This window comes from Actinomadura pelletieri DSM 43383, from assembly GCF_003634705.1.
Lineage (GTDB): Bacteria > Actinomycetota > Actinomycetes > Streptosporangiales > Streptosporangiaceae > Spirillospora > Spirillospora pelletieri.
Window position 1 is genome coordinate 699,299 of record NZ_RBWU01000005.1, and the last position, 26,518, is coordinate 725,816.

Below are 26,518 nucleotides of genomic sequence, written 5' to 3' on the forward strand. Positions count from 1 at the left end.
GCATCATGGCCGGTAGGCCGCCGCTTCCGCACGACTTTCTGCCCGAGGTCCCGTCGTTCACCGTGACGAGCGACGACGTCACCGATGGTGAGCGTCTCGCGGACGGCCAGGTGTACGACGGCGGCAACGTGTCCCCCCACCTGCGCTGGTCGGGCTTCCCCGCCGGGACGAAGAGCTTCGCGGTGACGTGCTTCGACCCGGACGCGCCGACCGGCAGCGGCTTCTGGCACTGGTCGCTGTTCGACATCCCGGCGGACGTCACGGAACTGCCCACCGGCGCCGGAACCGAGGACGCCAAGGTCGGTGTGCACGCCCGCAACGACTTCGGCACCAAGGACTTCGGCGGGGCCGCCCCGCCGCCCGGCGACCCGCACCGCTACGTGTTCACCGTCCACGCGCTGGACGTGGAGTCACTCGGTCTCGGCTCCGACACGCCTCCGGCCGCCGTGGGCTTCAACATCACCGCCCACACCCTCGCCCGCGCCACGCTCATCGGGATCCACGGGACCTGACCGTCCTCCAGCCCCCACCCACCGCCATTCAACGGACGAGCTTCGCTCGGCTACCCGATCCCGCGTACTCCCCGGTCGGAACGATCATCGGGGTGCCGGTGACCGGGTCGGGCGTGATCACGCAGGACAGGTCGAACACCTCCTTGATCAGGGCGGCGTCGACGATGTCGGCGGGCGCGCCCGCGGCGACGACCCGGCCGTCGCGCATCGCGACGATGTGGTCGGCGAACCGGCACGCCTGGTTGACGTCGTGCAGCACCGCGATGATCGTCCGGCCGTCGTCGCGCAGCCGGGCCAGCAGCGCGAGGAGCTGGTACTGGTGCGTGATGTCGAGGAACGTGGTGGGCTCATCCAGCAGCAGGTAGGAAGTCTCCTGGGCCAGCACCATCGCGATCCACACCCGCTGCCGCTGCCCGCCGGACAGGTTCTCCATGCGCCGCTCCGCCAGGTCGGTGACGCCCGCGGCGGTCATCGCGGCGGTGACGGCGCGTTCGTCGTCCGCCGACCAGGTCGACAGGAGCGTCTGGTGCGGGTAGCGGCCACGGGCGACGAGCTGCCGGACGACCATGTTCTCCGGCGCGACGACGTCCTGCGGCAGGAACGCGATCTCCCGGGCGATGGTCTTCGGGCGGTAGTCTCGCACGTCCCGTCCGTCGAAGGCGATCCGGCCGGACGACGGCGCGAGCAGCCGGGCGAACGAGCGCAGCAGCGTCGACTTGCCGCACGCGTTGGCGCCGACGATGGCGGTGAACGCGCCGTCCGGGACGTCGAGGTCCAGGTCCGCCGACACGACCCGGTCGCCGTAGCGGAGGGTGACGTCGCGGGCGGTGAGCCGTCCCTTCATCCCCGTTCGACCTCCTTGAAGAGCAGCAGGCAGAGGTAACCTCCGCCGAGCACCGTCGTCACGGCGCCGACCGGGAGCTGGACGGGCGACAGGACGGTCTGGGCGACGAGGTCGGCGGCGAGGAGCAGCGCCGCGCCGGTCAGCGCGGCGGGCAGCGGCGGCACCCCGGCGGCACCCGCGATCCGGCGGCCGATCTGCGGGGCGACGAGTCCGACGAACACGATCGGTCCGGCGGCGGCGGTGACGCCCGCGGTCAGCCCCACCCCGGCCAGCACCGCGAGGAACCGGAACCGGCCGAGGCCGAGCCCGGACGCGGCGGCGAGGTCGTCGCCGAGCGCCGCCTGCCGCATGCCCTGCGACAGCGCGGCCAGCAGCACCGCGAGCACGCCGATGACGATGAGCGGAAGCCGCAGGCCCGCCCATTCGACGCCGTTGAGGGTGCCCGCCTGCCAGCCGGTCGCGGCGATGGCGACGTCCAGGTCGGCGCGCAGCACGATCCAGGAGTTCGTCGCGGTCAACATGGCGTTCACGGCGATCCCGACGACGACGAGCCGCAGCCCGCTGACCCCGGACCGCAACGCCAGCGCGTAGACGGCGGCGGCGGTGACGAGCCCGCCCGCCAGCGCGCCGGTGGCCAGGCCCGCCGCGGTCCCGCCGAACAGGGTGATCGCGATGAGGACGCCGGTGTAGGAGCCCGCGTCGAGGCCGATGACGTCGGGGCTGCCGAGCGCGTTGCGGGTGAGGTTCTGGAACACCGAGCCCGCCGCGCCGAGCGCGGCGCCGAACACGATCGCGGCGGTGACGCGCGGCAGCCGCCACTCCCGGACGATGACCGCCGAGTCGCCGTGGCCGAGCAGCCCGCGCAGGACCTCGCCGGGCGCGTCCCAGGAGTCGCCCCGGCACAGCGCGGCCAGCGCGAGCCCGGCGATGGCGGCGACGAGGGCGCAGGAGGCGACCAGCGCCCGCCGCTCCACCAGCGCCGACACTGGGCCCGCGCGCACGACCAGCGTGTTCACAGGGCCACCGTCCCGTGCCGCCGGACGATCCAGATGAGCGCGGGTCCGCCGAGGAACGCGGTGACGACGGCGACGGGCAGCTCGCCCGTGGGGAGCAGGACGCGGGAGCCGATGTCGGCGGCGACGAGCAGCACCGCCCCGAGCACCATCGTGTACGCCATCAGCCACGCGACCGACCCGGCCGCGGGCCGCCGCGCCAGGTGCGGGACGAGCAGTCCCACGAAGATGATCGGCCCCGCCACGGCGGTGGCGGCACCGGTCAGCAGGGTGATCAACACGAGCACGGCGATCCGGACGCGCCGGACCCGGGCGCCGAGCGCGTGCGCGACGGTGTCGCCGAGCATCAGCCCGCCGAGCGGACGCGTCACGAGCACGGCCCCGGCCAGAGCGATGACGATCACCGCGAGCGGCAGCGCCAGCGGCGTCTGCTCCCGGCCCGCCAGCGACCCGACGTGCCAGTACCGGTACTCGTCGAGCGCGTCGGGGAACAGCAGACGCAGCGCGAGCGTCAGCCCGGCCAGGACGGCGGTGAGCGCGAAGCCCGCCAGCACGAGCCGCAGCGGGAACGTCCGGCCGACCGTGTACACGGCGACGGAGGCGAGCGCGGCCCCGCCGACCGCGAGCGCCATCCGGGACGGCTGCGACCCGGTCACCCCGAGCACCGTGCCGAGGGTGATCGCGAAGGCGGCGCCGGCGGTGACGCCGAGGACGCCCGGCTCGGCGAGCGGGTTGCGGGTCATGGTCTGGATCAGTGTCCCGGCCGTGGCCAGGGCCGCGCCGGCGCAACAGGCGAGGACCGTCCGAGGCCCCCGGATGTCGCGGACGATCGACTCCGCCTCCGCCCCGGCGCCCCCGGTGAACACCCGCCAGATCTCCTCCGGCGGCACGGCCTGGGCGCCGACGGACACGCTCGCGACCGCGAGCACCGCCAACGCCAGCACGGCCACCACGAGGAACGCGACCCGCCCGGTGGTGGCGTGCCCGGTCAGGTCAATCCTCAAGCCCGGCCACTCCGCGCTTCCAGTAGCCGGTGAACAGCGCGTCGGCCCGGCCCTTGCTCCAGCCGCGCAGCGGCTTGATCGCGTCGGCCTCGCCCGCGGCGAACAGGAACGTCCGGCCGCCGGGACGCGGCAGCGCGCGGACCGTGTCGGCGAGCTCGGAACGGCCGTCCCGCCGGGTGAGCCACACGATCTCGACGCCGTCGCGGACGGCGAGCGGGTAGGCGTGGTCGGCCGCGTCGTCGGTCTCGATCACCGCGTGGGCGCGGGCACCGGGCGGGGCCTCCTCCAGCCACCGCGCGAACGCGGGCAGCGCGGTGGCGTCGACCGCGAACACGTAGTGGTCGTAGTTGTGCGGGAACGCCTTGGCGCCGGGCGGCCCGGCGATCGTGACCTGCGCGCCGACCGGGACGCCGTCCGCCCAGGCGGAGGCGAGCCCACCGGGATGCAGCACGAAGTCGAGGTCGAGCTCGAGGGCCTTCTCGTCGTAGCGCCGGACCGTGTACTTGCGCGTCGGTGGCAGCGGGCGCGGCCAGTCGAGTTCCAGATCGTCACCCGGGACGGGGGTTCGGAGCGTTCCATCCGCGTCCGGGAACACGATCTTGATGTGGTCGTCGCACTGGTAGCTGTGGAATCCGGCGAGGCCGGGACCGCCGAGCGTGAGCCGCAGCATGTTCGGGGTCAGCCGCTCCCGGCGGGCGACGGTGGCCGTCCGCACCTCGATCGGGTAGCCGATGCGCGCGACGCCCGTCCCGGAGCGGTGGTGTTCGGCGACCCGCCCGCGCGGGTCGCTGCGGTCCATCTTCATGACTTCAGCAGCGGCGCGAGGGCCTGGTCGAGGGCGTCCAGCGTCTTCAGCGCGGACGGGTAGGTCGCCGCCTGCGTGTACCGGATGCCGTAGACGCGGCCGGCCTTGACCGCGGGCAGGCGCTTCCAGAGGTCGGAGTCGAGGACGTACTTCACCGCCGGGCCGACCGTGCCGTCCGGTTCGAGGGTGTAGGTGATGACGTCGGCCTCCCCCAGGCTTTCGGACAGCTTCTCGATCGACGGATACTCGGAGACGTTGGTACCGCCGCCGCGCTTCTCCTTGACCTCGCCGTAGTAGGAGACGCCGATGTCCCCGGCGACGTTGGTGCCCCACGATCGGGCGTATTCGCGCATGAACGTCCCGGACGCCACCTTGCCATAGGAGCCGACGTGCCCGAACTTCAGGCCCGCCAGGGCACCCTTGTACTTGGCCGCGATCGTCGCGGCCTTCCGCTCGTACTCGGCCTTGGCCCTGCCGTAGTCCTCGACGCTTCCCACGGCCTCGGCCTGGCGGCGGGAGAGGTCCCGCCAGTCGGCCGGTGACGCGGGGCCGAGCACGACGACGGGCGCGACGGACTCCAGCCGCTTCATGTTGATGTCGCCGAGGGCGGGCTTCGGCACCCCGATGACGATGAGGTCGGGGTCGGCCTTGGCGACGGCCTCGTAGTTGGTCTCGGCGGCCGACTCACCGGCCACCTTGTCCAGCTTCTCGTAGGTGGCGCGGTCCTCGGCGCTCATCATCGGGATACCGCGCTTCCAGGTGGAGATCCCGACCAGCGGGGCGCCGAACTCGATGAGCACCGGCACCGCGTAGCCGGTCGCGACGACCCGCTTCGGCTCGGCCGGAATCTTGATCTTTCCGTTGTCGGCGGCGAAGACCCGCGTTCCGCCGGAGCCGGACTCCGTCGAGGAGTTCCCGGATCCGCAGGCGGACGCCAGCATGAGCGCGGCGGCGCACACGGCGGCGAGTCCCCTGGTGGTGGCGCTGGTCATGGCAAAAGACATGGCTACTAAGGTAAGCCTTACTTAACCTTGGTGATATCGCTGGGAGGACACCCTGTGTCGGTGACGCGTCATCCGGTGGTGGACCCGGAGATCTGCGAGGAGTTCGGCTACGGGCTCGGTGATCCCGGGGGGATCCTCGTGCTCCGGTACCGGTCGGTCGTCGCGTTGGCGTTCGGCGAGAGCCGTCAGGACTTTCTCCATCAGTTGTACTGGTCCCCGGACGGGCCGCTCGCGACACTGCACGGCTCGTCCGTCCGGTTCGTCGGCGCCGGGGAGGGGTTCTGGGCGCGGCGCGCGGTGAGCCACGAGGTGCGGGCGGGCGACCGGCAGACCGTCTACCGGATCTGCCTGCGTGAGGAACCGCCCGCGCTGGACGGTCTCCGCGCCGGGCCGGTGCCGGTCGACGACGAGGCCGCACGGCTCATCACGCTGCTCGCCCGGCGCGGCTGCGACGAGACGACCGCGCTCACCGCCCGCCGACGCATCCTGGCCGGCATCGGCGCACCGGACGGTTCGGCGGCGCACGATACGAACACCGACGCGGGCACCGGCGGCGGCACCGGGTTCGCGCTGGCCGTCGCGCGGAGCCTCTCCCACGACCCGGCCGATCCGACGCGGCTCGACGAGTGGGCCCTCCGGCTCCGCGTCAGCGTCAAGACGTTGCAGCGTGACTTCGTCCGCGAGTTCGGCATGCCCTACACGCGTTGGCGGACCCTGTTGCGGCTGCGCGCCGCCCGGGTGCTGCTGGACTTCCACCCGGTGGGCACGGTCGCCCACGAGGTGGGATACGCGAGCCCGTCCGCGTTCATCCAGGCGTTCCGGAAGGAGTACGGGCACACGCCCGGCCACCGGTAGGGCGTCCGGTCGCGGCGCCTCCCGCGGGGCGTGTCCGCTCGTGGGGGCGGCGGACACGCCGACGGCGACTGCTACTTCTGCCAGGGGAAGCGGTCGGTGAAGGCCGGTTCGAGATCGTCCAGCCAGACCGCGTTCGGGTCGAACTTCGCGAAGAACGGCTTGCCGACCAGGTCGGAGTCACGGCACTGGATGAAGTGGAGGACGAAGGCCTTCTCGCCGTGCAGGTCGACGACGCCGTCGACACAGACCTTCCCCGGGGTGGCGGACATGGACGGGCCCCGGACGGTGCGCGACAGCCCGGAGACGTTGCGGTAGGCGTCCCGGAAGATCTCGTACGCGCGGACGAGCGGGACGGCGAAGTAGTCCTGCGGGCCGGTGTCGCGCTCGACGAACAGGTAGTACGGCACCAGGCCCATCCGGGTCTGGGTGCGCCACATGGTCTCCCAGGTCACGGCGTCGTCGTTGATCGTCCGAATGACCGGGGACTGGGTGCGGATCACCGCGCCGGTGTCGCGGATCCGGCGGCACGCCTCGGCGACCATGAGCGGTTCGAGTTCGCGCGGATGCGTGAAGTGGGCCATGAAGGCGAGGTTCTTGCCCGACTCGACGACCTGTTCGAACAGGCGCAGCATGTCGTCGGCGTCCGGGTCGGTGACGAACTTCTGCGGCCAGTACGCGAGGGACTTCGTCCCGATCCGGATGGACTCGAGCTGTTCGAGGTCGAGCAGCGGCTCGATGTAGCGGCGCAGTACCGGCTCACCCATGATCATGGCGTCACCGCCGGTGAACAGCACACTGGTGACCTCGGGATGCGTGACGAGGTAGTCGCGCAGGGCGGTGACGTCGTCTCCGGCCATCTTGAGGTCGGCCTCGCCGACGAACTGGGCCCAGCGGAAGCAGTACGTACAGTAGGCATGACAGGTCTGCCCCTGTTTAGGGAAGTACAGAACGGTCTCGTCGTACTTGTGCTGCATTCCGGGGATCTTGCCGTCGCCGAAGCTGGGAACGTTCAGCTCCATCTGCCCGGCGGGATGCGGGTTCAGCTTCATCCGCACGGCATGGGCGGCGGCCTCGATCTCCGCCTTGGGGGCCTCGCGGCGCAGGAGGTCGGACAGGTGCGCGACGTCCTCGGCCGGCAGCATGTCCTCCTGCGGGAAGACCAGCCGGTACATGGGATCGTCGGGCGCGGCCGACCAGTCGATGAGCTCGTCGACGACGTAGGCGTTCGTCCGGAACGGCAGAACCGTCGCCACCGCCCGGGTGGCGAGCCGCTGCTCGGGCGACAGCCCCGCGCGAGCGGTGAGCTCGTCCAGGTGCTTCGCCGTGAAGGCGCGGAACTTGCGACCGGTGGATCGCACCGCGGGTGCCGCGTCGTTCACCAGTGTCACGTGTTGGTTCTCCTTGCTGTCAGCGGGAGGCGCACCCTGAGGTGCGTCATCACGGACCGTGATCGATTCTCCTCAGAACACCCCCATTCAACCCGTTAAGACGGGTTCATGCCGAATTGATGCCCACCGCCCGGGAGCTACAAAGCAGGTCACGGCAATCCCGCCAAATCGCCTGGACATCATCGTTGGCGTCACATCCCCAGTACAACGACAACGGCACGTGGGCCGCTGCGTCAGGAGACTCTCCGGAGCCGGACTCCGCAAGAACCTTCGCTCCACCCGGCCACGGCCGCGGCGGACGCCGTCCGGGCAAGAATCCGCATACGGGACGGAAAAAACCTTCACCCGTCGCATGTGACCAACCACTGACGGTGACGTTCCAGTCGTGGATATACGTCACAAGGTCGTGGAGATGAGCCGGAAGGTCACCGGCACGAAGCGCGGGAAGGTCCTGATCCTGGGGTCCGCGGGGCTGCTCCTGCTCGTGCTGGTGGGCGGCGGAGTCGCGTTCCTGCTGACCGGCCGTGAGGAGCTCCAGTACAAGACGCAGTCCGCGCTGCGCGCGGCGCTGCCGGTGACGGCGGCGGCCGAGCTGCGCGAACACGGCGTGAGTCTGGCGTCGCCGCTGAAGTGCGAGGACCTGCCCGGCTGGACGAAGACGAAGATGCGCGTGTCCTGCACCGGCACGACCTCCGACAAGAAGACCGTCGAGGTTCTCGGCAGCGGCGAACAGGAGACGCGCAAGAGCTACTACACGATCCTCGTGGACGGGCGACCGGTCGTGGAGAACAAGCCGTGCCTCGGCGCGGATTGCCGGACGAAGGACGGGTAGTCGTCATGGCGGAAGGAGGAACGTCCTACGATGCGATGAGCCGCGTGATCGCCGCGCACCGCGTTCGACCTCCTTCCCTCCCCTGTTCCCCGTCACCCCTCTGGAGCGGCCATGACCGGCACCGGCGCGATCCGTCCGCTGCCGATCGCGGTCGACACCATGGGCGGCGACCACGCCCCTGAGGAGATCATCGCGGGCGCGGTGGAGGCGTCCCGCGAGCACGGCGTCGGGCTCGTCCTGGTCGGGCAGGCCGCGCGGATCCGCCAGGAGCTGGAGCGCTACGACGCCGTCGGCAAGATCCCGATCGTGCACGCGGACGAGGCCCTGGACATGGACGAGGGCGCGCTGGCGAGCTGGCGCAAGCCCCGCTCGTCCATCGCGATCGCCTGCCATCTGATCAAACAGGGGCGGGCGTCGGCGCTGGTCTCGGCGGGCAGCACCGCCGGGGTCGTGGCGACGTCGCGGTTGCGGCTGAAGGGCCAGCAGGGCGTGATGCGGCCCGCGATCGCGGTGACGTTGCCGACCCGGCCGCGTCCGACGATCCTGCTGGACGCGGGCGCCACCGCGGACGTCAAGCCCGAGGGCCTGGTCCAGTTCGCGGCGCTCGGTACCGCCTACGGGCAGATCCTGCTGGGGCTCGACCGTCCCACGGTCGGCCTCCTCAACATCGGCGCCGAGCCGGGCAAGGGGAACAAGGCGACGAAACGGGCCCATGAGCTGCTGTCCGGCGGCGGCAACCACGGCATCGAGTTCGCGGGCAACATCGAGGGCCATGACCTGCTGAGCGGCCGTGTCGACGTCGTCGTCACCGACGGCTTCACCGGCAACGTCGCGCTGAAGACCATGGAGGGCACGATCCGGACCGCGTTCGGCGAGGTCCGGGAGACGATGACCACCGGCACCGCCGCGCGGATGGGCGCCCTCCTCCAGCGCCGCCGGATGCGGGACCTGCGCGACCGCTTCGACCCCGACACCTACGGCGGCGGCGTCCTGCTCGGCCTGAACGGCACGGTCGTGATCGCGCACGGCGCCTCCCGTGCCCGCGCGATCACCTCGGCGTGCGAGCTGGCGCACCGGCTCGCCGCCGGGCGGATCGTGGAACGGATCCGCGAGCAGGTCGCGCTGACCCGCACGTCCCGGTTCGGCCGCCGAACGCACGGCGAACGCGACAGCACCGAAGAACCGCCGCCCGGAGACCTCGGGTCCGTTCAGAACGGGTCCGTTCAGAAACAGCCTTAGCCACCGCGCGAGCGCGTTACGTGGTCGAGGTGGCGACGCCGAAGGCGAGCCTCCTCGACCAGATCGCGAAGCGATGCAGCGCTCGCACAATCCCGAGCAGGGATGCGAGCCGCCAGGCGAGTGGCCCTGAGCGGGATTTCAACAAACACAGCGTCGCGCCGATAGCCTTGGGGGATGTCCGACCCGCAACTCGTACTCGCCGCCCGGGTCCAGGCCGCGCTGGCCGCCGCCTTCGGACCGTCGTACGCGGACGCCGACCCGGTCATCCGACCGTCGTCGTTCGCCGACCTTCAGGCCAATGTGGCGTTGCCGCTGGCCAAGAAGCTGGGCCGCAAGCCACGAGAGGTGGCCGAGGAGATCGTCGCGAACCTCGACACCGGCGGTGTCGTGTCGGACGTGCAGGTCAGCGGGCCCGGCTTCATCAACCTGACGCTCAGCGACGCATGGATCGCGGCGGAGGCGCAGCGGGCCCTGGAGGACGAACGGCTCGCCGTCCCCCCGGTCGACAAGCCGCAGAAGGTCGTCGTGGAGTACTCCTCGCCGAACGTGGCGAAGGAGATGCACGTCGGGCATCTGCGGACCACGATCGTCGGGGACGCCATCGCCCGCATCCTGGCGTTCCTCGGGCACGACGTCGTCCGCGACAACCATGTCGGCGACTGGGGCACCCCGTTCGGCATGCTGATCGAGCACCTGCTCGACCTCGGTGAGGACGCCGCCGCGCGGGGCGACGCGTCCGTCCGCGACCTGACCGAGTTCTACCAGGCCGCCCGGCGGAAGTTCGACGGCGACGAGGAGTTCGCCGACCGGTCGCGCCGGCGGGTCGTGGCGCTCCAGGCGGGCGACGCGGAGACGCTGCGGCTGTGGAACATCCTCGTGGACGTGTCCAAGCAGTACTTCAACGACGTCTACGGACGGCTCGGCATCACGCTCACCGACGACGACATCAAGGGCGAGAGCTTCTACAACGACCTGCTGGGCCCGACCGTCCAGGAGTTGGAGGACAAGGGCATCGCGGTGGTCAGCGAGGGGGCGCTGTGCGCGTTCCCGCCCGGGTTCACCGGCCGCGAGGGCGAGCCCCTCCCCGTGATCATCCGCAAGAGCGACGGCGGCTACAACTACTCCACGACCGACCTCGCCACGATCCGGTACCGGGTCGACACCGAGCATGTCGACCGGATGATCTACGTGGTCGGCTCGACGCAGGCGCTGCACTTCCAGATGGTGTTCGCCGTCGCCCGGATGGCAGGTTGGCTGAACGACGATATCCGGGCCGAACACGCCCAGATCGGCAGCGTCCTCGGCACCGACGGCAGGCTGCTGCGGACCCGCGCGGGCGGGACCGTCAAACTGTCCGAGCTGCTGGACGAGGCCGTCGAGCGGGCCGGGGCGGTGTTCGACGAGATCCAGCACGACGAGCCGTTCGACGACGCGACCCGCGCGGAGATCGTCCGGGACGTCGGCATGGGCGCGGTGAAGTACGCCGACCTGTCGGTGGCCCGCGACAGCGAGTACATCTTCGACTTCGACCGGATGATCTCGTTCAACGGCAAGACCGGCCCGTATCTCCAGTACGCCACGGCGCGGATCAGGTCGATCTTCCGGAAGGGCGGCCTGGACCCGCGCGACGCGACCGGTCCGATCGTCGTCGGGCACCCCGCGGAGCGGGCGCTGGCCCTCGAACTCCTCGGGTTCGGCGCGGTCCTCAAGCAGGCCGGCGACACCGCCGAACCGCACCGGCTGGCGTCCTACGTCTACGCGGTCGCGGACGCCTACACGACCTTCTACGAGAACTGCCCGGTGTTGAAGGCCCCCGACGAGGAGACGAAGGCGTCCCGGCTGGCGCTGTGCGCGGCGACGCTGCGCACGCTCGTCACCGGCCTCGATCTTCTCGGCGTCCCCACGCCCGAGCGCATGTGATCGACGTCCGGCACACTCACGAGGTGGACGGGGTCACTGGGTGGACACGGTCCCCCGGGGGGGACACGTTGTCCTGGGTGGGTGTCCGTTCGCGGGTGACGTGTTCGCGGACGGCCGGGACGATCTCCAGTGCGAACTCGGGCAACTGCTCGGGGTCGCCGCCGAACAAGAACGTGTCGACGCGGTGGCCGATCGCCAGTTCGGACAGCTCGTAGACCCACTGGCGCGGCGGGCCGTGGAGGAAGCCGCGGGTCTCTCGTCCGTCGATCGTTCCCTCGCAGATGTAGACGCGGCGGATCTCGGCGGGGTCGCGGCCCGCCTCGGCGGCGGCGGTGTCGAGGCGCCGTTGCCCGTCCGCGAGCCGGCTCGGCGGGACGAGCGACGACGGCGCGATCCAGCCGTCCGCGACGCGTCCGGCCAGGGCGAGGCCGCGGGGCCCGGTGACGCCGAGCCAGATGCCGATCGGGTGCGCCGGGGCCGGGCCCGCCTGCAACGCCGTGAACCGGTGGTGCTCGCCACGGAAATGGAGCCCGTTCTGGTCGCTCCAGTGCATCCGGATGATCTGCACGGCCTCCGCGAGGGCGCGCAGCGCCGTGGCCCCGTCGCCGGGACGTGTCCCGCCGTACGCCTCGACGCCCTCCAGGGACAGTCCCGCACCGAGGCCGAGTTCGACGCGGCCGCCGCTGAGCCGGTCCATCGTCGCGATCGCCTTGGCGAGGACGGCGGGCGGCCGCAGCGGCAGGCACGCCACCGCGGGCAGCACCCGGATCCTGGTCGTGGCGGTCAGCGCCGCGGCCAGCACCGTGACGGCGTCGGCGGTGCCGCGCCGGTACGGCTGGTCGCGGACGCCGAGGAAGTCGAGGCCGAAGCGGTCGGCGTTCCGCGCGATGTCGAGCAGCGGGGTCGACGCGTCCGGTTCGAGGGACACCCCGAACCGCAGCGTTCCGCGGCCCGTCATTGCAGATAGCCTTCGACCTCGTCGGGCGGTCTGACGTCCTCGTCGCGGGGATCCGCACCGGCCTCCAGCCGGGCCCGGCGGCGGCGCAGCAGGTCCCAGCACTGGTCGAGTGCGACCTCCAGCCGTTCCAGCCGCCGGTGCTCCTCCTCGCGGCCGAGTTCGCGGCGCTGGTAGCGCTCCCGGAGCCGCTGCTCCTCGCCGACGTACTCGCTGATGCGCTCCAGGATGTCCTTCTCGTCCATGGCCTTTCAGCGCTCGCGCCCGGCGGTGAGCCCGCTGAGGAACCCGCCGTCGGTCCGGGTCGAGTGCTGGAGCGAACCGGGCTTCGGGTCGACCATGGGCGATGCGGGCGAGGCGGGCGACGCGGTCGCCGTCCGGGCCGTCCCGGATCTGGCGGACCCCTTGGCCGTGCCGGACCTTGCCCTCGTGGTCGTTCGGGTCGAGGACGAGGTGGACTTGCGCGCCGCGGACGTCCGCGGCTTCGCCGTGGTCGTCTTCTTGGCCGTGGTCGACTTCTTCGCCGTGCCGGACGTCTTGGACCCGGCCGTCCGCCGGGACGTCGTCGCCGACTTCGTCCGGCTGGACGCGGCCGACGTCGACTTGCGCGCCGTGCCCGACTTGGCCGCCGTGCCCGACCGGGACGACGTGCCCGACTTGGACGACGTGCTCTTCTTCGCCGTCGTGCTCCGGCTTCCGGTGCTCTTGGCGGTGGTGGTGATGACCTTGGCGGCCGCGTCCATCGCCTTGGCGGCGTCGGACATGGCCTTGGTCGCGCTGGTCATCGCCTTGGTCATGGCCGTCATGGCCTTGGCCGACGAGGATGCCTTGGTCGCGACCGACTTCATCTGCGTCGCGGCCGTCTTGGCCTGGCTCGCGGCCTTGGTCACCCGGGTCGCGGCGGCCGAGGACGTCCGGCTGGACGCCGCGGACGTCTTCCGCGCCGTGGTGCTCTTGGCGGCCGGTTTCTTGGCCGCCGTGCTCTTGGACGAGCCTCTCGCCGTCTTCGACGTGCTCTTCGAACTGCTCTTCGTACGTGACGCCGTCTTGGTAGGCACTGATCTCCCCCCCGTGATGATCAGATACGGGGAGATCTATTCCACACTTTGTGACGCTCTACACACGGCGCGTCATTTCCTCTCAGACGCCCATGGGATGCCAGACGGTCTTGGTCTCCAGGAACGCCGTCATCCGGGCGGTTCCGGGCTCGGCCGTCCAGTCGGTCCCGGTGTCGCGAAAAACGCGCTTGAGGTTCCCGGCGGCGTCGCCCTCCAGGTCACGAACGTGCTCGGCGGCGGCTCCGGTGAGGTCGAGGGCGTTGACGTCCATATGGGAGGCGAGCCATGGTGCGATCTCGGCGCGGCGCCCGGTGAGGACGTTGACGACGCCGCCGGGCAGGTCGGACGTCGCCAGCACCTCGGCCAGCGTGATGGACGGCAGCGGCGCCGGTTCGGACGCGACGACCACGCACGTGTTCCCCGACACGATCACCGGGGCGACCACGGAGACGAGCCCGAGCAGCGGCGAGTCGGGCGCGAGAACGGCGACGACACCGGTGGGTTCGGGGGCGGAGAAGTTGAAGAACGGCCCCGACACCGGGTTCGCGGCGCCCGTCACCGCGGCGAGCTTGTCGGCCCACCCGGCGTACCAGACCCACCGGTCGACGGCCGCGTCGACCTCCTGCGCGGCGTCGCCCTTGGACGCACCGGCGTGGCGGAGTTCGCCGACGAACTGGTCGCGGCGGCCCTCCAGCATCTCGGCGATCCGGTACAGGATCTGACCCCGGTTGTAGGCGGTCCGTCCGGACCAGCCGGGGAACGCCTTGCGGGCGGCGGCGACGGCGTCACGGGCGTCCTTGCGGGACGCCTGCGCGGCGTTGGCCGTGAACCGCCCCTTCGCGTCGGTGACCACGTATGTCCTGCCGGACTCCGATCGGGGGAACGCGCCGCCGATGAACAGCTTGTAGGTCTTGCGAACGGCCAGCCGTTCGGGCGTCCGGTCAGACACTGAGGTAGCCCTCCAGTCCGTGGCGTCCGCCCTCGCGGCCGAACCCCGATTCCTTGTAGCCGCCGAACGGGGCCGCCGGGTCGAACTTGTTGAACGTGTTGGCCCACACGACTCCGGCGCGCAGCCGCTGCGCCGTCCACAGGATCTGGGCGCCCTTCTCGGTCCAGACTCCGGCCGACAGCCCGTACGGGGTGTTGTTGGCCTTGGTCACGGCCTCGTCGGGCGTCCGGAACGTCAGGACCGACAGGACGGGCCCGAAGATCTCCTCCCGCGCGATCCGGTGCGACTGCGCCACGTCGGTGAACACCGTCGGCGCGAACCAGAAGCCCCGCGCGGGCAGCTCGCACGGCGGCGACCAGGCGGTGGCGCCCTCGGCCTCCCCGGCGGCCGACAGCTCCCGGATCTTGGCGAGCTGCTCGGCGGAGTTGATCGCGCCGATGTCGGTGTTCTTGTCGAGCGGGTCTCCGACGCGGAGCGTCGCCATCCGGGCCTTGAGCCGTTCGAGGACCTCCTCGGCGACCGATTCCTGGACGAGCAGCCGCGACCCGGCGCAGCACACATGCCCCTGGTTGAAGAAGATCCCGTTGACGATGCCCTCGACGGCCTGGTCGAGGGCGGCGTCCTCATAGACGATGTTGGCGGCCTTGCCGCCGAGTTCCAGCGTCAGCCGTTTGCCGGTGCCCGCCAGGACACGGGCGATCTCCCGTCCCACCTCGGTGGACCCGGTGAAGGCGACCTTGTCGATCCCGTCGTGCGCGACGAGGGCGCGGCCGGTGTCGCCCGCGCCGGTGACGATGTTGACGACGCCGGGCGGCAGGTCGGCCTGCCGGCAGATGTCGGCGAACAGCAGCGCGGTCAGCGGCGTGGTCTCGGCGGGTTTCAGCACGACGGTGTTGCCGCAGGCCAGCGCGGGCGCGATCTTCCAGGCGAGCATGAGCAGCGGGAAGTTCCACGGGATCACCTGCCCCGCGACGCCCACCGGCCGCGGGTCGGGCCCGAACCCGGCATGGGCGAGCTTGTCGGCCCATCCCGCGTAGTAGAAGAACCACGCCGCCACCAGGGGGACGTCCACGTCCCGTGACTCGCGGATCGGTTTGCCGTTGTCGATCGACTCCAGCACCGCCAGCTCACGCGACCGTTCCTGGACGATCCGCGCGATGCGGTACAGGTACTTGGCGCGTTCCCGTCCCGGCATCGGGCCCCAGACCGTGTCGTAGGCGGTGCGGGCGGCCGTGACGGCACGGTCGACGTCGCTCTCGTCGGCGCGGGCGATGTCGGCGAGGACGCTCTCGTCGGCGGGGTTGATGGACTTGAACGGTTCGCCGTGTCCGTCCACGAACTCGCCGTCGATGAACAGCCCGTACGAGGCGCGGATGTCGACGACGGCGCGCGACTCGGGCGCGGGGGCGTACTCGAAGACCATGGTCAGTCCAGCGTGAAGTAGTCGGGACCGGAGTAGACGCCGGTGGACAGTTTGCGGCGCTGCATGAGCAGGTCGTTCAGCAGGCTGGACGCGCCGAGCCGGAACCACTCCGGCGTCAGCCAGTCGGGCCCGGCGGTCTCGTTCACCAGCACCAGGTACCGGACGGCGTCCTTGGTGGTGCGGATGCCGCCCGCCGGTTTGACGCCGACCTGACGTCCGGTTGCGGCCCGGTAGTCGCGGACGGCCTCCAGCATCACGAGCGTGACGGGCAGCGTCGCCGCCGGGGAGACCTTGCCCGTCGAGGTCTTGATGAAGTCGGCTCCGGCCCGCATCGCCAGCCACGACGCGCGCCGGACGTTGTCGAGCGTGGCCAGCTCGCCCGTCTCCAGAATGACCTTCAGGTGGGCCGTGCCGCACGCCTCCTTGACGGCCGTGATCTCGTCGAACACCTTCCCGAACGCGCCGGCGAGGAAGGCGCCCCGGTCGATCACCATGTCGATCTCAGCGGCGCCCGCCGCGACCGCCGCCCGCGTGTCGGCGAGCTTGGCCTCCAGCGGGGCCCGGCCGGACGGGAACGAGGTCGCGACGCTCGCCACCCCGATGCCGGTGCCCTGGAGCGCCCGGACGGCGACGTCCACCAGGTCGGAGTAGACGCACACGGCCGCGACCTTCGGCACCGTCCCGTCCGCGGGGTCGGGCCGCGCCGCCTTGGCGCACAGGGCCCGCACCTTCCCCGGCGTGTCCGCGCCTTCCAGGGTGGTCAGGTCGACCATCGAGATCGCGAGATCGATGGCCTCGGCCTTCGCCGTCGTCTTGATCGACCGGGAGGCCAGCCGCGCGGCCCGCTCCTCGGCTCCCACCCGGTCGACGCCGGGCAGCCCGCGCAGGAAGGCGCGCAACTCGGCGGCGCCGTTCAGAGTCTCCGTTGACACCTCCCCAGCATCGCCGAACCGGGCCGTAGGCACAAAGCGAGTGTTCGTTGACATCCCGCAGTGCCATACAGCTAAAGTACTAACATGATAGTTAAATGGAGGTGCCGGTGATCGAGTTCCATCTGGACTCCGGGTCGGGGGTGTCGCCGTACATGCAGATCGTCCGGCAGGTGAAGCACGCCCTGCGGCTCGACCTGCTGCACGAGGGCGACCGGTTGCCGACCGTCAAGGACGTGGTCGCACAGCTCGCCATCAACCCCAACACCGTCCTGAAGGCATACCGGGAACTGGAGCGCGAGGGTCTCGTCGAGCCCCGGCCCGGGGTCGGCACCTTCGTGACGCGCACCCTCGCGGGCGACTCGCTCGCCGCGCACGGCCCGCTGCGCAAGGACCTGGAGCGCTGGCTCGTCAAGGCGCGGATGGCCGGAATGGACGACGAGAGCATCGAGGCGCTGTTCATGACCACATTTCGGTCCGCCCGCCAGGAGGACATAGCATGACCGCCGCCCTGGAGGCCCGCGGCCTGGGCAAGAAGTACGGGAAGCGGTGGGCGCTGTCCGACTGCACGCTGGACCTTCCGGCCGGACGGGTCATCGGCCTAGTCGGGCCGAACGGCGCCGGGAAGACGACCCTGCTGAACCTCGCCGTCGGGCAGCTCGCGCCCAGCGCGGGCAGCATCCGCGTGCTGGGCGGGCGTCCCGCCGACGGACCGGGCCAACTCGCCAGGGTCGGATTCGTCGCGCAGGACACGCCCACCTACGCCGGGCTGAGCGTCGCCGACCATCTCCGGCTGGGCGCCCGGCTGAACCCGGGCTGGGACGCCGCGATCGCCCGTGAGCGCCTGGAGCGGCTCGGGCTCGACCCCGCGCGCCGGGCCGGGAAGCTGTCCGGCGGGCAGCGCGCCCAGCTCGCCCTCACGCTCGGCATCGCGAAACGGCCCGAGCTGCTGATCCTCGACGAGCCGGTCGCCGCGCTCGACCCGCTGGCCCGCCGCGAATTTCTCCAGCATCTGATGGAGGCGGCGGTCGAGCACTCCCTCAGCGTCGTCCTGTCGTCCCACCTGGTGTCCGACCTGGAACGGACGTGCGACTACCTGGTCGTGCTCGTGGACTCCCGGGTCAGGGTGGCCGGGGACGTCGACGACCTGCTCGCCACCCACCACCGCCTGACGGGCCCGCGCCGCGACCCGGCCACGCTTCCCGCCGACCAGCAGGTCGTGTCGGAGAGCCACACCGACCGGCAGAGCACCTTCATCGTCCGGACGGAGGGCGCGATCCACGACCCGGCATGGACCGTAGGTCAGGTCGGACTGGAAGACCTGGTCCTGGCCTACATGAGCGACACGCCCACCCGTTCCACGTTGGAGGCGGTTCGATGATCTGGCTGACGCTACGGCAGTTCCGCGTCCAGGCCGCGGTGGTGTTCGGCGGGCTCGCGGTCCTCTGCGCCGCTCTCGCGATCACCGGCCCCGGCATGGCGGACGAGTTCAACACCGGATTCGCCTCCTGCACCGCGCAGGGCGACTGCTCGCAATTCACCCGGCGGTTCTTCGACGACCACGAGATGGCCTTCGGCGCAGTGATCCTCATCGTCGCGTTCCTGCCCGGCCTGATCGGGATCTTCTGGGGCGCGCCATTGATCACCCGCGAGATCGAGCAGGGCACGCACCGGCTCGTCTGGAACCAGAGCATCACGCGGACGCGCTGGCTGGCCGTCAAGCTCGCCGTCGTCGGCGTGGCCGCCATGGTCGCCACGGGGATCGCGGTGTTCGCCGCGGACTGGTGGTCGGATCCCTTCGACAAGGCCGCCAGCGACGACATCTCGCGGATCACACCGCTCGTCTTCCTCTCGCGCGGCATCGTCCCGATCGGCTACGCGGCGTTCGCGTTCGCGCTCGGCGTCACCGTCGGGGTGATCGTCCGCCGCACGCTGCCGGCCATGGCGATCACGCTGGCCGTGTTCGTCGGCCTCCAGGTCGCGGTGCCGATGTGGATCCGTCCCAACATCATTCCGTCCGAGAGCAAAACCGTGGCGATCACGTCCGAGAATCACGGGGAGATGATGATAATGCGGGACGAGGGTCAGCGGGCGTTCCTCCGGGTCGAGGTGGAGCCGGAACCGGGGGCCTGGACGTTCACGAACGAGACCGTCGACTCGTCCGGCGACAAGGTCGGCCATATACCGATCGTCCTCGCCGCCGGGGCCCCGTGCACCCCGCCGCCGCCGGGCCCGAATGGCGAGCCTCCGGAGGGTCCGCCGCAGGCGTGCTTCGACGACCTCGCCAAGAAGGGCTACAAGCAGAAGGTGGCCTACCACCCCGCCGATCGTTTCTGGCCGCTCCAGTGGGCCGAGACCGGTCTGTTCGTGGTGCTGGCCCTTGGGCTGACGGGCCTCTGTTTCTACTGGACGCGCCGCCGCCTGTCCTGAACACGGCCTCCGCTGACAGCACCGTCCTGGCCCTCTCCATCGGCGGGGGCAAGGGCCAGGGGCACGGTGATCCGGAGGGTCAGGCGGTCAGGGTCAGGGCGCGTTGGAGCCGTTCGGCGGTCGCGCGCAGCCGGTGCGCCGAACCCGCGATTCGGGGGAGCCTGCCGGGCGGGCACGAGACGGCGAGGGCGCCGACGGTGGTGCCGGTGGCGTCGGTGACGGGGACGGCGGCGCAGCCGGTGCCCAGGGCGTACTCCTCGCGGTCGAACAGCAGCCCGCCGCACGGTTCGAGGGAGCGGAGCAGCCGTCCCGGTTCGGTGATGGTGTTCGGGGTCAGGTCGACCAGCGGGTGCCGGGACAGGTAGTCGCGGCGGTTCTCGTCGTCGAACTGGCTCAGCACGCACTTGCCGATGGCGGTGGCGTGCGCGGCGTCCTCGAAGCCGACCCACAGGTCCACGCGCGGGGTGCGGGGGCCGTCGGCGATGTCGATCAGGCGGATCTCGTCGTCCTGGAGCATGCTGAAGTAGGCGGCGGCGCCCATGTCGTCCCGCAGGGCCGTCAGCGCCGGACGGATGCTCGCGAACAGCCGTTGCCGCCGGCTCTGCCCGTGCAGGGACCCGATGCGCTCGCCGAGGACCCACACGCCGTCCGACAGCCGGGCCGCGTAGCCCTCGTGGGCGAGGGTGCGCAGCAGATGGTAGGTCGTGGCGAGCGGAAGATCGGCCTCGCGGGCGAGTCGTTTGGCGGGCGCTCCGTTCGGATGCGCCGCCACCGCCTCCATGAGTCGCAGAGCACGCTGCACCGAAGCGATAAGAGTGGGTCTGCGTATCTCACTCATCACGCACAGCGAACCCCTCTGGCCGAGTCGTGGCAAGGCCTTCGGTGACGGTTGAGCCCATTGCATCATTTCCGGCGCGTGTCCGGGCGGGGTTTCCGGATCCGGACTTGGGAAAAGCCGTGCTCATGACCAGGACTACTGGGCAGTACAACTGGGGAGTAACTGCGGGAAACGGGCATGTCTCCCACAAGGAGCGCGCATGAGCCAGACGGAGCGGGCACAGCAGACCCGGCGGCAGACCCACCGGCAGACACGACCGGGGCAGGGCCGCGGGCACGTCGACGAACGGACGGCGCGGAAGGTCGCCGAGGAGGCGCGCGAGACCGAATGGCGGCTGCCCAGCTTCGGCCGGCAGCTGTTCCTCGGTGACCTGCGCCTCGATCTCGTCCACCCGCATCCCCGCCCGGACGAGGAGTCGCGCCGCAAGGGCGAGGAGTTCCTCGCCGCCCTCACCGAGTTCTGCGCCTCGAAGGTCGACGGGACGGCGATCGAGCGGGAGTCGCGCATCCCGGACGAGGTCATCACCGGGCTGCGGGCCCTCGGCGCGCTCGGCATGAAGATCCCGGAGAAGTACGGCGGGCTCGGGCTGAGCCAGCTCTACTACGGCCGCGCCCTCATGGTCGTGGCGTCCGCCAGCCCCGCGATCGCCGCGCTGCTGTCGGCGCACCAGTCCATCGGCGTCCCACAGCCGGTCAAGCTGTTCGGGACGCGCGAGCAGAGGGACCTGTGGCTGCCGCGCTGCGCCACCGAGATCAGCGCGTTCCTGCTCACCGAGCCCGACGTCGGCTCGGACCCGGCCCGGCTGCGCGCCACCGCCGTCCCCGACGGCGACGACTACGTCCTGAACGGCGTCAAGCTGTGGACGACCAACGGCGTCGTCGCCGACCTCGTCGTCGTCATGGCGCGCGTCCCGAAGTCGCCCGGCCATCGCGGCGGGATCTCCGCGTTCGTCGTCGACATGTCCACGCCCGGCATCACCGTCGAGAACCGCAACGCGTTCATGGGGCTGCGCGGCATCGAGAACGGCGTCACCCGCTTCCATGACGTCCGCGTGCCGGGGTCCGCGCTGATCGGCGCGGAGGGCGCGGGCCTGAAGATCGCGCTGACCACGCTCAACACCGGACGGCTCTCGCTGCCCGCGACCTGCGCGTCCGCCGGGAAGTGGGCCGCCAAGATCGCGCGGGAGTGGTCGCGGGAGCGGGTGCAGTGGGGGCGGCCGGTCGGCGAGCACGAGGCCGTGTCGAAGAAGGTCGCGTTCATCGCGGCGACCGCGTACGCGATGGAGGCGATGCTGGACCTGTCCGGCCAGCTCGCCGACGACGAACGCAACGACATCCGCATCGAGGCGGCGCTGGCGAAGCTGTGGTCGTCGGAGATGGCGTACCGGGTCGCGGACGAGCTGGTCCAGTTGCGCGGCGGCCGCGGCTACGAGACCGCCGAGTCCCTCGCGGCGCGCGGCGAGCGCGGGGTGCCCGCCGAGCAGCTGCTGCGCGACCTGCGCATCAACCGGATCTTCGAGGGCTCCACGGAGATCATGCATCTGCTGATCGCGCGGGAGGCGGTGGACGCGCACCTGTCGGTGGCCGGTGACATCATCGACCCGGACGCGACCGTCGCGCGGAAGGCGCGGGCGGCGGCGAAGGCCGGCGGGTTCTACGCGCGCTGGCTGCCGACGCTGGTCACCGGCGCGGGCCAACGCCCGACCTCGTACGGCGAGTTCGGGCCGCTCGCCAAACACGTGCGGTACGTCGAACGCGCGTCCCGCAAGCTCGCCCGGTCGATCTTCTACGCGGCGGGACGCTGGCAGGGCGGTCTCGAACGCCGGCAGGGGTTCCTCGGCCGGATGGTCGACATCGGCGCCGAGCTGTTCGCGATGAGCGCGGTGTGCGTTCGCGCCCACGCCGACTCGTCCGAGGCGGGACCGCCGGTCAGCACCAGCACACCCCACCCCGGTGAGTCGGCCGTGCAGCTCGCCGACGCGTTCTGCCGCCAGGCGCGCGTCCGTGTCGAGGAGCTGTTCGACGGGCTGTGGCGCAACACCGACGCGATGGACGTGAAGCTCGCGCGGGCCGTCCTCGCGGGCGAGTTCGCCTGGGTGGAGGACGGCGTCCTCGACGCGTCCATCCCCGGTCCGTGGATCGCGTCGTCCGAACCGGGGCCGAGCGAACGGGAGGACGTCCACCGCACCGTCGGCTGACCGCCCGTGTCGAGCGTCCGTGTCGAGCGCCCGTGTCGAGTGTCACTGGCGGGGGTCTACGCGGCGGTAGACTGGCGCACCTTCGTGCCGGAGATCAAAGGTCCCGGAAGCCGAACGCCAACGCACCGAGCGAGCGGGAAGTATGCAGTCACCTGGTCAGAAGAAGTCCATCGCCGGAACCCTCCTCAACCTCGTCGGCAGCCGCCAGAAACGGTCCGAGCCGGCGAGGGATCCCGAGCCGGACGGCGACGTGGTCCAACCCGCCGCCGGAGAGGGGGCGCTGGAGAACCATCTGGGCGGGGACGAGGCCCGCAACTACCGCAAGTACGAGTACGACACGGTCGCGCCGCACGTCGGGCGGTCCATGCTGGAGGTCGGCTCCGGGCTCGGGCACTTCTCCGAGCAGTTCGCCGGACGCCTCGACTACCTCGTCGTCAGCGACAACGACCCGTACTGCGTCGGTGAGCTGCGCAAACGCTACGAGGGCAACGACGATGTCGAGGTCATCGACCTGGCGCTGCCCGCCGACATCGAGATCCGGCGCAAGGTCGACACCGTCGTGATGATGAACGTCCTGGAGCACATCAAGGACGACGCGCAGGCGCTGCGGGACCTCGCCGCCGTCACCGAGCCCGGCGGCCGGATCGTGATCTGGGTTCCCGGCTACATGCAGCTCTATGGCGACTTCGACCGCAAGGTCGGCCATGTCACCCGGTACACCCCGGCGACGCTGGAGGAGACCGTCCGCGCGGCGGGGCTCGTTCCCGAGGTGCTCAAGCCGATCAACTTCCTCGGCGGCATCGCCTGGTGGTTCGCGGTGCGCCGCGGCGGCGCGGGCTACCCGGACCCGAAGCTCGTCAAGATCTACGACCGGACGGTCGTGCCGCTGACCCGTGTCATCGAACGGTTCGTCCGGCCGCCGTTCGGCCAGACGGTCTTCTGCGTCGCCCGCGTACCGCGCTGACCTGCGACGACGACAGTTCACGAAGACGAGTAACGGCACACGGTCAAGCGTCGTAGGGAATTTCCGTTCGCCGGGCGGTATGTCGTCCGCCGCTTCGGGGCCTTGGTACCGCGACACTGGGTAGTGGCCGGAACGTTCCCGGGACGCCTCTCCAGGCGGCGAAGCACCGCCTGCTTCCGCGGGCCGGGATCGCGACGGCCGGCCACGTAGTTCCCGTGTGGTCCGACGGTTCGGAGGCGGGGGTCCTGGGAGGGGAGATCCCCGCCGCCGGATCAGGCGCCTACCGGGGTGCCGGCCGTGCCGGGCTCGAGCCCGGACCGGAACAGCGCCAGCCGGTGCGCCTTCGCGGCGGCCTCGCCGCGGCTCGTCACGTCGAGCTTCCCGAGGATGTTGGAGACGTGCACGCTGGCCGTCTTCACCGAGATGAACAGCGCCTCGGCGATGTCGCGGTTGCTGCGTCCCTCCGCGACCAGCCGCAGCACCTCGTACTCGCGGGGCGTCAGGCCGAGCGGCGCGGTCGTGTCGCTGCGGCGCGGTGACCGGGTGCGGCGCAGCAGGTCGGCCACCTGTTCGGCGAGCGGCACGGCACCGAGTTCACGGGCCAGCTCCGCCGCGACGCGCAGCCGGTCGGCGGCCGTGTCATGGTCGCCGCCCACCAGCGCGGCCTCCGCCGCGCGGTACAGGGCCCGCGCCCGGTGGTACGGGTTACCGAGCCCCTCCCACGCCGCCGCGGCCTCGTCCCACGCGGCCCGGTCGAGAACGTTTCGGGCGCGGCACAGCTCGGCGGCGAACGTCAGCCGGTAGGCCTGCTGGAGCGGCCCGCTGTTGTGGAGCCCGTTCGCCCGCTCCTCGATCCGCCGCAGTCGGGCGGCCCCCGGGTCGGGTGCCGCGTAGGGCGCGTCGTCGGGCGCGCCGCCGGGAGTGCCGGCGGCCAGTTCCGCGCAGGCCGACGCACCGGCGATCAGCGCGGGCCAGGCGTAGCGGGCGTCGTCCGGCAGGCCACCGTGGTCGAGGACGGGCCCGACCGCGTCCAGCGCGGCCTCGGGGCGCCCCTCGGCGAGCGCGATGTTCGCCTCGAGCCAGAGCATGGTGAAGTAGTCCTGGGTCTTCAGCCACCGCATCTTGAGGTTCAAAATCTCGCGGGCCATGACCAGCCGCGCGCGGGCCGTCTCCAGGTCGCCGCGCGCCAGCGCCACCCAGCCGGACAGGACGAGCAGCGACGTGCGCGTCGTGATCGCCGGGTCCTGCTCCATGGCGTGGTTCAGGACGGCGAGGGCCTCGTCCCACCGGCCGAGCGACACCAGCGGCTCGGCCTCGTTGATGGACATGAACGTGCCCTGCGTCCGCGCCACCCCGTACTGGCGGGCGAGTTCCTTGCCGCGCGCCGCGACGGCGACGGCCTCCTCGTGGCGTCCCGCGCCCTCCAGGAAATGCGACTTGATCACGTGGTAGCGGAGCAGCACGCGTTGGTTGCCGCTGCGTTCCACGGTCTCCTCGACCTGCAACAGGTGGGCGTCGCTGGTGTACTTGATGTCGGCGCAGAACCCGGTGATCAACGCCTCGGCCTCGGTGACGGCGTCGCCGAGCCGCCGCGCGGTGGCGAGGGACTCGGCCGCCGCCTTGAGCGCCTCGTCGATGTGGGTGGTGATGCGGACGTAGTTGCCCAGCGTGGCCAGCGTGCGTGCCCGCGCCGCGGACGGCGGGTCGGTGGGCAGCGCGTCGACCGCGGCGCGCAGGTCCTCGACGAAGCCGGGACGGGCCATCTGGTAGCGCATCCGGCCGCGCAGCTCCAGCAGCCCCGCGCGGCGCTCCGGGTCGGGCTCGGGCTCGTCCTCCAGTTCGCGGAGCGCGGCGGTGGCGAGCTTGATACCGCGGTCGAACTCCCCCGCCTGGTCCGCGGCCGCCGCCGCGTCCTGCAGGACCTTGATGTGCGTGGCTTCGATGCGCTCCCCCGCGTCGGGGACCTGGTCCCACAGTTCGAGGACCCGCGACAGCATCGCCAGGCACTCGGCGTAGGCGACGGCCTTGCGGGCCTCGGCGGCGGCGCGCCAGGACGCGACCAGCGCCCACGTGCTGTCGTGCGCCGCGTTCCAGTGGTAGCTCAGTTCGACCCACAGCCGACCCGCCGGAACGAGCCCCGGATCCTCCTCCAGGGCCTCCGCGTAACGCTTGTGGAGCCGCGTGTACTCGCCCGGCAGCAGATCCTCGTGGACGGCCTCGCGGATCAGCGCGTGCCGGAACGCGTAGCCGTCCCCGTCCACCACCAGCACGTTCGCGGCGACCGCCGGGCGCAGCACCCGGGTCAGCGCCGCGTCTCCGAGCCCGGTCACGGCCGACAGCAGCGCGTGCTCGATCCGGGTGCCGCCGCCGCTGGCGTCGCGCAGGACCTCCTGTGTCTCCTCCGGCAGCCGCTGCACCCCGGCCAGCAGCAGGTCGCGCAGCGACTCGGGCAGCTCGGACGCCAGCGTGCCGTCATCGTCGAGCAGCGCCTCGACGAACAGCGGGTTGCCCTCGCTGCGGGTGGCGATACGGTCGACCAGGCTCCTGGGCGGCGGCGCGCCGAGCAGTTCGGCGACGAGCGCGGCGACCTCCGGGCGCGACAGCCGCTCGATCCGTACCCGGCGCACCCGTTCGGCCCGCTCCAGCCCGGCGAGCAGCGGACGCAGCGGATGGGTGCGGTGCAGTTCGTCCGTCCGGTAGGTCACCACGATCAGGACCGGCGCGGTGCCGAGGTTGCGGATCAGGAAGGCCAGCAGGTCACGGGTGGAGCGGTCGGCCCAGTGGGCGTCCTCGATGACCAGTACGACCGGTTCGCGCTCGGCCAGCCGTTCCAGCAGCACGAGCATGACCTCGAACAGCCGGGCGCGCTCCTCGTCGGACGCCGCGTCGGACTCCGGCTCCCCGAACTCCGGCAGCAGCCGGGCGAGCCCGCCGGTGTCGCCGCGCGGCACGAGCCCGGCGACGCCGTCGATGCCGATGTCGCGGACCAGGCCCCGCAGGACGGTCGTGAACGGCGCGAACGGCAGACCGTCCGAGCCGAGTTCCAGGCACCCGCCGACCAGGACCTTCGCTCCGTCCACGCCCCCGGTGAACTCGCGGATCAGACGGGTCTTGCCGAGGCCCGCGTCACCGCCGACGAGCACGGCCCCGGGTGCGGTCGCGAGGGCGTCCGCCAGCTCCGCCAACTCCGCCGACCGCCCGACCAGGACAGGACTCATCGCACGCGCGCTCACGTTCCAAGCATGCCAAACAGATCAGACAATCCCACCTGATTTTCCCGCCGTGCGACGCCCCCGGCCGACCGCCCGCCCGCGGTCCGTGTGGTGGCCGTGGTCCCCCGATGGCCACGGCCACCACAC

General features: G+C 71.4%; 24 protein-coding genes. 10 read left to right on the forward strand and 14 right to left on the reverse strand.

All coding sequences use genetic code 11. The annotated features are described in order from the left end of the window. Positions 1-5: 5 nt before the first annotated feature. Entirely contained in the window at positions 6-512 is a 507-nt protein-coding gene (locus BZB76_RS24915) for a YbhB/YbcL family Raf kinase inhibitor-like protein (protein ID WP_121436937.1), read from the forward strand. 28 nt (positions 513-540) lie between these two features. On the opposite strand, the gene BZB76_RS24920 is transcribed toward BZB76_RS24915, so the two are convergent. The 5 genes from BZB76_RS24920 to BZB76_RS24940 are packed head-to-tail and all read right to left on the reverse strand — an operon-like array spanning position 541 to position 5,182. Beyond that, the gene (locus tag BZB76_RS24920; protein WP_121436787.1) at positions 541-1,356 is read right to left on the reverse strand and encodes an ABC transporter ATP-binding protein; all 816 of its coding nucleotides are present in this window, start codon (positions 1,354-1,356) and stop codon (positions 541-543) included. After that, positions 1,353-2,372 (reverse strand): FecCD family ABC transporter permease, encoded by a 1,020-nt coding sequence (locus BZB76_RS24925; protein WP_121436788.1) that lies wholly within the window; start codon positions 2,370-2,372, stop codon positions 1,353-1,355. Before BZB76_RS24925 ends, BZB76_RS24920 begins: the two co-directional genes overlap by 4 nt. Beyond that, positions 2,369-3,373 carry a FecCD family ABC transporter permease gene (locus BZB76_RS24930; protein WP_246007174.1) on the reverse strand — a complete coding sequence of 335 codons (1,005 nt, stop codon included), beginning with the start codon at positions 3,371-3,373 and terminating at the stop codon, positions 2,369-2,371. Before BZB76_RS24930 ends, BZB76_RS24925 begins: the two co-directional genes overlap by 4 nt. After that, positions 3,363-4,172: a siderophore-interacting protein gene (locus BZB76_RS24935; RefSeq protein WP_246007175.1), complete on the reverse strand. Its 810-nt coding sequence runs from the start codon at positions 4,170-4,172 to the stop codon at positions 3,363-3,365. Before BZB76_RS24935 ends, BZB76_RS24930 begins: the two co-directional genes overlap by 11 nt. A gap of 2 nt (positions 4,173-4,174) precedes the next feature. Next, a complete protein-coding gene (locus BZB76_RS24940; protein ID WP_246007176.1) occupies positions 4,175-5,182 on the reverse strand; it encodes an ABC transporter substrate-binding protein in 1,008 nt (335 codons plus the stop codon). 60 nt (positions 5,183-5,242) lie between these two features. Between BZB76_RS24940 and BZB76_RS24945 the strand changes: the two genes are divergently transcribed. Continuing rightward, the gene (locus BZB76_RS24945; RefSeq protein WP_211343162.1) at positions 5,243-6,037 is read left to right on the forward strand and encodes a helix-turn-helix transcriptional regulator; all 795 of its coding nucleotides are present in this window, start codon (positions 5,243-5,245) and stop codon (positions 6,035-6,037) included. 71 nt (positions 6,038-6,108) lie between these two features. Here BZB76_RS24945 and BZB76_RS24950 read toward each other — a convergent pair whose 3' ends face one another. Then, complete coding sequence (locus tag BZB76_RS24950) at positions 6,109-7,425, reverse strand: KamA family radical SAM protein (RefSeq protein ID WP_121436791.1); 1,317 nt, start codon at positions 7,423-7,425, stop codon at positions 6,109-6,111. A 385-nt stretch (positions 7,426-7,810) separates the two neighbouring features. Here BZB76_RS24950 and BZB76_RS24955 point away from each other — a divergent pair, with 385 nt between their 5' ends. The 3 genes from BZB76_RS24955 to argS all read left to right on the forward strand — a co-directional run bounded on the left by BZB76_RS24955 (position 7,811) and on the right by argS (position 11,416). Further along, on the forward strand, positions 7,811-8,257 hold the full coding sequence (locus BZB76_RS24955; protein ID WP_246007177.1) for a hypothetical protein: 447 nt from the start codon (positions 7,811-7,813) through the stop codon (positions 8,255-8,257). A 111-nt stretch (positions 8,258-8,368) separates the two neighbouring features. After that, positions 8,369-9,496, forward strand: a complete 1,128-nt coding sequence (gene plsX, locus BZB76_RS24960) for a phosphate acyltransferase PlsX (protein ID WP_121436792.1) — start codon at positions 8,369-8,371, stop codon at positions 9,494-9,496. Between the two features lie 174 nt (positions 9,497-9,670). Continuing rightward, positions 9,671-11,416 (forward strand): arginine--tRNA ligase, encoded by a 1,746-nt coding sequence (argS, locus tag BZB76_RS24965; RefSeq protein WP_121436793.1) that lies wholly within the window; start codon positions 9,671-9,673, stop codon positions 11,414-11,416. Positions 11,417-11,432: 16 nt separating this feature from the next. On the opposite strand, the gene BZB76_RS24970 is transcribed toward argS, so the two are convergent. The 6 genes from BZB76_RS24970 to deoC all read right to left on the reverse strand — a co-directional run bounded on the left by BZB76_RS24970 (position 11,433) and on the right by deoC (position 16,733). After that, positions 11,433-12,374 (reverse strand): LLM class flavin-dependent oxidoreductase, encoded by a 942-nt coding sequence (locus tag BZB76_RS24970; RefSeq protein WP_121436794.1) that lies wholly within the window; start codon positions 12,372-12,374, stop codon positions 11,433-11,435. Then, positions 12,371-12,616 (reverse strand): DUF2630 family protein, encoded by a 246-nt coding sequence (locus BZB76_RS24975; protein ID WP_121436795.1) that lies wholly within the window; start codon positions 12,614-12,616, stop codon positions 12,371-12,373. Before BZB76_RS24975 ends, BZB76_RS24970 begins: the two co-directional genes overlap by 4 nt. A 6-nt stretch (positions 12,617-12,622) precedes the next feature. After that, the gene (locus tag BZB76_RS24980; RefSeq protein ID WP_121436796.1) at positions 12,623-13,429 is read right to left on the reverse strand and encodes a hypothetical protein; all 807 of its coding nucleotides are present in this window, start codon (positions 13,427-13,429) and stop codon (positions 12,623-12,625) included. 82 nt (positions 13,430-13,511) lie between these two features. After that, on the reverse strand, positions 13,512-14,378 hold the full coding sequence (locus tag BZB76_RS24985) for an aldehyde dehydrogenase family protein (RefSeq protein ID WP_121436797.1): 867 nt from the start codon (positions 14,376-14,378) through the stop codon (positions 13,512-13,514). Next, complete coding sequence (locus BZB76_RS24990) at positions 14,371-15,801, reverse strand: aldehyde dehydrogenase family protein (RefSeq protein ID WP_121436798.1); 1,431 nt, start codon at positions 15,799-15,801, stop codon at positions 14,371-14,373. Before BZB76_RS24990 ends, BZB76_RS24985 begins: the two co-directional genes overlap by 8 nt. 2 nt (positions 15,802-15,803) lie before the next feature. Beyond that, positions 15,804-16,733, reverse strand: a complete 930-nt coding sequence (gene deoC, locus BZB76_RS24995; protein WP_246007178.1) for a deoxyribose-phosphate aldolase — start codon at positions 16,731-16,733, stop codon at positions 15,804-15,806. 95 nt (positions 16,734-16,828) lie between these two features. Here deoC and BZB76_RS25000 point away from each other — a divergent pair, with 95 nt between their 5' ends. From BZB76_RS25000 to BZB76_RS25010, 3 genes are read left to right on the forward strand one after another with little or no spacing between them, the layout of a single operon-like run. Beyond that, positions 16,829-17,233 carry a GntR family transcriptional regulator gene (locus BZB76_RS25000; RefSeq protein ID WP_211343163.1) on the forward strand — a complete coding sequence of 135 codons (405 nt, stop codon included), beginning with the start codon at positions 16,829-16,831 and terminating at the stop codon, positions 17,231-17,233. After that, positions 17,230-18,111, forward strand: coding sequence for an ABC transporter ATP-binding protein (locus BZB76_RS25005; protein WP_121436800.1), 882 nt, complete (start codon positions 17,230-17,232; stop codon positions 18,109-18,111). Before BZB76_RS25000 ends, BZB76_RS25005 begins: the two co-directional genes overlap by 4 nt. Further along, complete coding sequence (locus tag BZB76_RS25010) at positions 18,108-19,160, forward strand: ABC transporter permease subunit (protein WP_121436801.1); 1,053 nt, start codon at positions 18,108-18,110, stop codon at positions 19,158-19,160. Before BZB76_RS25005 ends, BZB76_RS25010 begins: the two co-directional genes overlap by 4 nt. Before the next feature lie 79 nt (positions 19,161-19,239). On the opposite strand, the gene BZB76_RS25015 is transcribed toward BZB76_RS25010, so the two are convergent. Beyond that, the gene (locus BZB76_RS25015; RefSeq protein ID WP_246007179.1) at positions 19,240-19,962 is read right to left on the reverse strand and encodes an IclR family transcriptional regulator; all 723 of its coding nucleotides are present in this window, start codon (positions 19,960-19,962) and stop codon (positions 19,240-19,242) included. A 235-nt stretch (positions 19,963-20,197) separates the two neighbouring features. Here BZB76_RS25015 and BZB76_RS25020 point away from each other — a divergent pair, with 235 nt between their 5' ends. Together BZB76_RS25020 and BZB76_RS25025 are read left to right on the forward strand one after the other, a co-directional pair. Then, a complete protein-coding gene (locus tag BZB76_RS25020; protein ID WP_121436803.1) occupies positions 20,198-22,195 on the forward strand; it encodes an acyl-CoA dehydrogenase family protein in 1,998 nt (665 codons plus the stop codon). A gap of 142 nt (positions 22,196-22,337) precedes the next feature. After that, a complete protein-coding gene (locus tag BZB76_RS25025) occupies positions 22,338-23,159 on the forward strand; it encodes a class I SAM-dependent methyltransferase (protein WP_121436804.1) in 822 nt (273 codons plus the stop codon). Between the two features lie 272 nt (positions 23,160-23,431). On the opposite strand, the gene BZB76_RS36445 is transcribed toward BZB76_RS25025, so the two are convergent. Continuing rightward, positions 23,432-26,392 carry a helix-turn-helix transcriptional regulator gene (locus BZB76_RS36445; protein WP_281273905.1) on the reverse strand — a complete coding sequence of 987 codons (2,961 nt, stop codon included), beginning with the start codon at positions 26,390-26,392 and terminating at the stop codon, positions 23,432-23,434. Between the last annotated feature and the right edge of the window lie 126 nt (positions 26,393-26,518).

Bases quoted from the DNA above. Each gene is read 5' to 3' on its own strand.
- BZB76_RS24915 (WP_121436937.1), top strand. From the start codon at position 6: ATGGCCGGTAGGCCGCCGCTTCCGCACGACTTTCTGCCCGAGGTCCCG.
- BZB76_RS24920 (WP_121436787.1), bottom strand. From the start codon at position 1,356: ATGAAGGGACGGCTCACCGCCCGCGACGTCACCCTCCGCTACGGCGAC.
- BZB76_RS24935 (WP_246007175.1), bottom strand. From the start codon at position 4,172: ATGGACCGCAGCGACCCGCGCGGGCGGGTCGCCGAACACCACCGCTCC.
- BZB76_RS24940 (WP_246007176.1), bottom strand. From the start codon at position 5,182: ATGTCTTTTGCCATGACCAGCGCCACCACCAGGGGACTCGCCGCCGTG.
- plsX (WP_121436792.1), top strand. From the start codon at position 8,369: ATGACCGGCACCGGCGCGATCCGTCCGCTGCCGATCGCGGTCGACACC.
- argS (WP_121436793.1), top strand. From the start codon at position 9,671: ATGTCCGACCCGCAACTCGTACTCGCCGCCCGGGTCCAGGCCGCGCTG.
- BZB76_RS24970 (WP_121436794.1), bottom strand. From the start codon at position 12,374: ATGACGGGCCGCGGAACGCTGCGGTTCGGGGTGTCCCTCGAACCGGAC.
- BZB76_RS24975 (WP_121436795.1), bottom strand. From the start codon at position 12,616: ATGGACGAGAAGGACATCCTGGAGCGCATCAGCGAGTACGTCGGCGAG.
- BZB76_RS24990 (WP_121436798.1), bottom strand. From the start codon at position 15,801: ATGGTCTTCGAGTACGCCCCCGCGCCCGAGTCGCGCGCCGTCGTCGAC.
- BZB76_RS25000 (WP_211343163.1), top strand. From the start codon at position 16,829: ATGGAGGTGCCGGTGATCGAGTTCCATCTGGACTCCGGGTCGGGGGTG.
- BZB76_RS25005 (WP_121436800.1), top strand. From the start codon at position 17,230: ATGACCGCCGCCCTGGAGGCCCGCGGCCTGGGCAAGAAGTACGGGAAG.
- BZB76_RS25010 (WP_121436801.1), top strand. From the start codon at position 18,108: ATGATCTGGCTGACGCTACGGCAGTTCCGCGTCCAGGCCGCGGTGGTG.
- BZB76_RS25020 (WP_121436803.1), top strand. From the start codon at position 20,198: ATGAGCCAGACGGAGCGGGCACAGCAGACCCGGCGGCAGACCCACCGG.
- BZB76_RS25025 (WP_121436804.1), top strand. From the start codon at position 22,338: ATGCAGTCACCTGGTCAGAAGAAGTCCATCGCCGGAACCCTCCTCAAC.